Source organism: Microbacterium sp. B19 (assembly GCF_000333395.1).
Taxonomy (GTDB): Bacteria; Actinomycetota; Actinomycetes; order Actinomycetales; family Microbacteriaceae; genus Microbacterium.
Genome location: NZ_BADA01000159.1, coordinates 1 through 3599, shown reverse-complemented (window position 1 = coordinate 3599; position 3599 = coordinate 1). Strand labels below are relative to the sequence as shown.

The 3599-nt window shown below is 70.2% G+C and carries 7 protein-coding genes and 1 tRNA gene; 2 read left to right on the top strand and 6 right to left on the bottom strand.

Going from position 1 to position 3599, the window contains the following annotated elements:
* Both I5G_RS26390 and I5G_RS06275 read right to left on the bottom strand, forming a co-directional pair.
* On the bottom strand, positions 1-664 hold a 664-nt coding region (locus tag I5G_RS26390), incomplete at its 3' end, for a protein kinase (protein WP_239642505.1).
* Positions 665-698: 34 nt separating this feature from the next.
* Positions 699-953, bottom strand: coding sequence for a DUF6458 family protein (locus I5G_RS06275; RefSeq protein WP_022878304.1), 255 nt, complete (start codon positions 951-953; stop codon positions 699-701).
* A 204-nt stretch (positions 954-1157) separates the two neighbouring features.
* On the opposite strand from I5G_RS06275, the gene I5G_RS25745 reads away from it, so the two are divergent.
* On the top strand, positions 1158-1322 hold the full coding sequence (locus I5G_RS25745) for a hypothetical protein (protein WP_022878303.1): 165 nt from the start codon (positions 1158-1160) through the stop codon (positions 1320-1322).
* Between the two features lie 96 nt (positions 1323-1418).
* The gene (locus I5G_RS20990) at positions 1419-1919 is read left to right on the top strand and encodes a hypothetical protein (RefSeq protein ID WP_022878302.1); all 501 of its coding nucleotides are present in this window, start codon (positions 1419-1421) and stop codon (positions 1917-1919) included.
* Between the two features lie 187 nt (positions 1920-2106).
* On the opposite strand, the gene I5G_RS06260 is transcribed toward I5G_RS20990, so the two are convergent.
* The 4 genes from I5G_RS06260 to I5G_RS06245 form a co-directional block, all read right to left on the bottom strand.
* Positions 2107-2182: transfer RNA gene (locus I5G_RS06260), tRNA-Arg, on the bottom strand.
* Positions 2183-2248: 66 nt separating this feature from the next.
* Positions 2249-2422, bottom strand: a complete 174-nt coding sequence (locus tag I5G_RS25740) for a hypothetical protein (RefSeq protein WP_156496058.1) — start codon at positions 2420-2422, stop codon at positions 2249-2251.
* 75 nt (positions 2423-2497) lie between these two features.
* Complete coding sequence (locus tag I5G_RS06250; RefSeq protein ID WP_022878300.1) at positions 2498-2938, bottom strand: hypothetical protein; 441 nt, start codon at positions 2936-2938, stop codon at positions 2498-2500.
* On the bottom strand, positions 2935-3599 hold a 665-nt coding region (locus I5G_RS06245), incomplete at its 5' end, for a BRCT domain-containing protein (RefSeq protein ID WP_026095694.1). The genes I5G_RS06250 and I5G_RS06245, both read right to left, overlap by 4 nt.

Below are 3599 nucleotides of genomic sequence, written 5' to 3'. Positions count from 1 at the left end.
CCCACGTACGCGCCGCGCGGCTGCACCTGGTCGAGGCGACGGTCGTGCTGCCCACGAGCGCGACGAGGCGGACGTCCGCCGCACCTCGAGGAGCTGTGGGGTACCGATACCCGACCCTGGCGACTGCTGCGGCGCGACGACATCGCTGCGGCGCTCCCCGCGCAGGACCCGCCGGTGCACCTGCGGCGCCCAGTCCGCCTGGGCGACGGGCGGTACGTCGCGGGCGACCATCGCGACACCGCCTCCATCCAGGGCGCGCTCGTCTCCGGGCAGCGGGCGGCCGAGGCGGTGCTGCATACCGGGCCACATCGGCCGGGGTGACGGTCCCGCGTGCGATCACGTCGCCGAGCGTCGGCCCCGCAATGAGTTCCATCGCGAGGTATGTCGGCGTGCTCGACAGTTTCGCGTCGTAGAGGGTGACGAGCGAGGGATGCGACAGGGAGGCGAGCAACCGGATCTCGGACCGCACGCGCGCCATGTCCGACGGGTCCGCACCGTCGCCTGTCATGACCTTCAGGGCGACGGTGCGGCCGAGCTGCGTGTCCACGGCCTCGTACACGCGGGCGTACCCGCCCGTGCCGAGCACCCGCCCGAGACGGTAACGCCCGTCGAAGAGGTCGACGGCGGGCGTGTCGGCCGGTTGAGTCGTGTCGGTGTCGGTCATGCGCGTCCTGGGATCGGGGAAGCCCCCGACGGGGTCAAACGAGGTCGTCGTTCGACGAGCGCGTGGTCGAACGGGTGACCTGAGCGCCCCCCGCCCCTTCCGTGCGGGTCACGGTGTCGATCTGCCGACGGCGCACGAGGAGCACGAGACCGATGATGAAGACGACCACGCCTGCACCGATCATGATGTAGCCGATGGTCGTGAGGTCCACGTAGTTGTTCGGGAGGTCGACGGCGAACGCGAGGATGGCGCCGATGACGATCAACGCGATTCCGGCTCCGATGCTCATGACAGGTCCTTTCGGGAGGGTGGGTTCAGAATGACACTCACCCCGCGAGTGGGCCGTAGGTCTTGACAACCGCGCCCGGGCGGTCGTCGGTCCGGCGCCGGCAAGGTGTCGCTTTTCGTACGGACGGGCCTCCCCAGGCCGAGAAACGAACGGGCGGACCGCGCCGGTCCGGGAATGAGACAGGTCGGGCGTACAGTCGCGAACATGTGGACCGTACTCATCATTCTGCTCGTTGCGTGGGCGGTGCTCTCGATCGTGGGGTTCACGTTCCAGGGATTGCTCTGGCTGGGGATCATCGGGATCGTCCTGTTCGTCGGCACGCTGATCTTCGGACTGGTACGTCGTAGCGTCGCCCGACGCGCTTCCTAGCCCCATCACCACCCGGAGCCGCCGGCCGCCACTCACGGTCGCCCCCGTCTGTCAATGGTCGTGCGCTCGGCCCCCGCGAGGGCGTCTGCTGTGCCCATGACCGTCGACACCCCGGCTCCGAGCCGGAACAGCATCCCCGCCCACCCCACGCCCGCGGACGGTTCATCGCCGGGTGCGGATCTGGGCCTCAGCTCCGTCCTCACGGGGTCGTTGCCACCGACCCTCGGCACGCCCGCCGCTCCCGAGCGGTATCAGGTGGACGCCGTCTTCACGCGCCGTCCCCTTCCCGCCGAACTCGACGCGCTCGCCTCGTCCGCACCGCACGACGCCCTCCTCGCGGCCGGGTATCCGGACGTGACGCTCCGCGTCTCGGATCGGCGCCTCGAGATCGGCAACTCGAACCTCGAAGAGCTGGAAGGCGGCCTCTCCACCGTGCTCGCCGATCTTCTCGCGGGAATCTCGCGCCGGGTGCGGCAGGTGGAGTCGGCGGCGTTCGACAAGGCTGCCGCCGCGGCCGACATCGAGCACAAGCGCACCGAGAGCGTCCTGCAGCGCGTCGGCAGCATCACATTCCGCACCACGTCGACGCCGGAGTGACCTCGGGCACGCCACGTCTCGTTCGGGTCGTCAGCACCACCGCGTTCCTCGGGCGCGGGAGGGGCGACCCGCACGGGCGCCCACCGCTGACCGGCGCGGAAGCCGTCTGAGGTTCGAGCGACCCGGCCGACGCTCGCACGAGAAAGGGGCCGCGGGGTCTGAATGACCCGCGACCCCTTCTCTCTACTGGTGCCCCCGACAGGAATCGAACCTGCGACCTTTGGTACCGGAAACCAACGCTCTATCCCCTGAGCTACGGAGGCGGACGCTCAAGGTTAGCATCGCGGCACCGCCGCTCCCGACCCCGCGGGGAGCGAGCCGGAACGGCCTCACTCCTCGCCGATGACTCCGATGCCGGTCGCCTGATGGTCGGCGTTCGGGTCATCGCCGGACGGCGCTTTGGACTGCTCGTCGACGTCGTTCGTCTGGCTGGGCGCCACCGTCTGGTCGTCGCCGAGGTCCTCGGCGTCGTCAGCCGGGGCGTTGTCCTGCGGATCGCTCATGGTCATCCCTTCCGTTGCGTGACCCCAGCCTTGCAGCGCGAGGCGACCCGGCGAAGAGGCTTGACGACCGCCGCGTCAGCGCGCTCGACCGACCCACCCGCGCAGCCGCGCACCGAGAGGTCGTGTGAGCGAGACGGTGCGACCGTGGGTCGCGACGGTGAGCCGACCACCGTCGGCCAGCGCTTCGCCCCGGACGTAGGCGACCCCGACCGCGACATATGTCCGCAGCAGCATGAAGGCTTCGTCGCGCGTGGAGGTCGCGTCGTCCAGCCGCGCGCGGTGCCCGGTGTCCACCCGCACCGAGAACCACCGCGTCCCGGGAGTGGACACGATCGCCCACCGTTCCCCCGCCGACAGGCGGACGAACGCGTCACCGTCCGACAGGCCCGTCTCCGACTCGAGGTCGGGATACTCTCCAACGAGTTCCTCGAGCGCGGCCAGCGCCTCGGCCGCCGTGACGAAGTCCTCCCGCCCCGCACTGAGCCCGCCCCACTCGAACTTCCGCTCGGGGGTCATGGCTGCCCCAACAGGTCGCGGAGCCACGCTTCACCGACGACAGGGATGCCGTAGTCCCGGGCCTTCCGCGCCTTGCCCGACAGCGAATCGGGGTCCGCCGCGACGACCACGGCGACGCGCTTGGTCACGGCAGCCTTGGGCACGTATCCCGCAGCCCGGAGATCGTCTTCCCACTCCGACCGCACCCGGGACATGTCCCCGGTGAGCACGATCTCGTCGCCGGGCGCGAGCGCGAATCCCTGCAGCACGACAGCGGGCGATGAGGTCAGCCGCACGTCGGGTGTGGACAGCACCTCATCGCGGAGAGCGTCCGGGATGTCAAGGAGAGCGGCGACCAGCTCGAGATCACCCGCCTCGTCCTCGGTCAGGATGGCATCGGCCCACGCCGCGTGGCCGAGGGCGATGAAGTACTCGCGGTGGAGCCGGAGGGCGGTGTCGCGGCCGATGCCGCTCCGGTCGGCGAGCGCGATGAGCTCCGCCTTCTCATGCTCCGACAGGTATCTGTCGATCAGGCAGCGGTCGATGAGTGCGAGGTACTGCGCCTGCTCCTCGGTGTCGGACACATCCGGGATCCGCACGACGATCCGTTCGAGGAAACTCACGCCGTCGCCGCGGTGGATCCTCGCGCGAGCCACTGAGCGCGCGGCGCGGTCAGCTCGGG

Excerpts from the sequence above, each read along its gene's own strand:
- I5G_RS25740 (WP_156496058.1), bottom strand. The coding sequence starts at position 2,422 with ATGAGCGATCCGCAGGACAACGCCCCGGCTGACGACGCCGAGGACCTC.
- I5G_RS06250 (WP_022878300.1), bottom strand. The coding sequence starts at position 2,938 with ATGACCCCCGAGCGGAAGTTCGAGTGGGGCGGGCTCAGTGCGGGGCGG.
- I5G_RS25745 (WP_022878303.1), top strand. The coding sequence starts at position 1,158 with ATGTGGACCGTACTCATCATTCTGCTCGTTGCGTGGGCGGTGCTCTCG.
- I5G_RS06275 (WP_022878304.1), bottom strand. The coding sequence starts at position 953 with ATGAGCATCGGAGCCGGAATCGCGTTGATCGTCATCGGCGCCATCCTC.
- I5G_RS20990 (WP_022878302.1), top strand. The coding sequence starts at position 1,419 with ATGACCGTCGACACCCCGGCTCCGAGCCGGAACAGCATCCCCGCCCAC.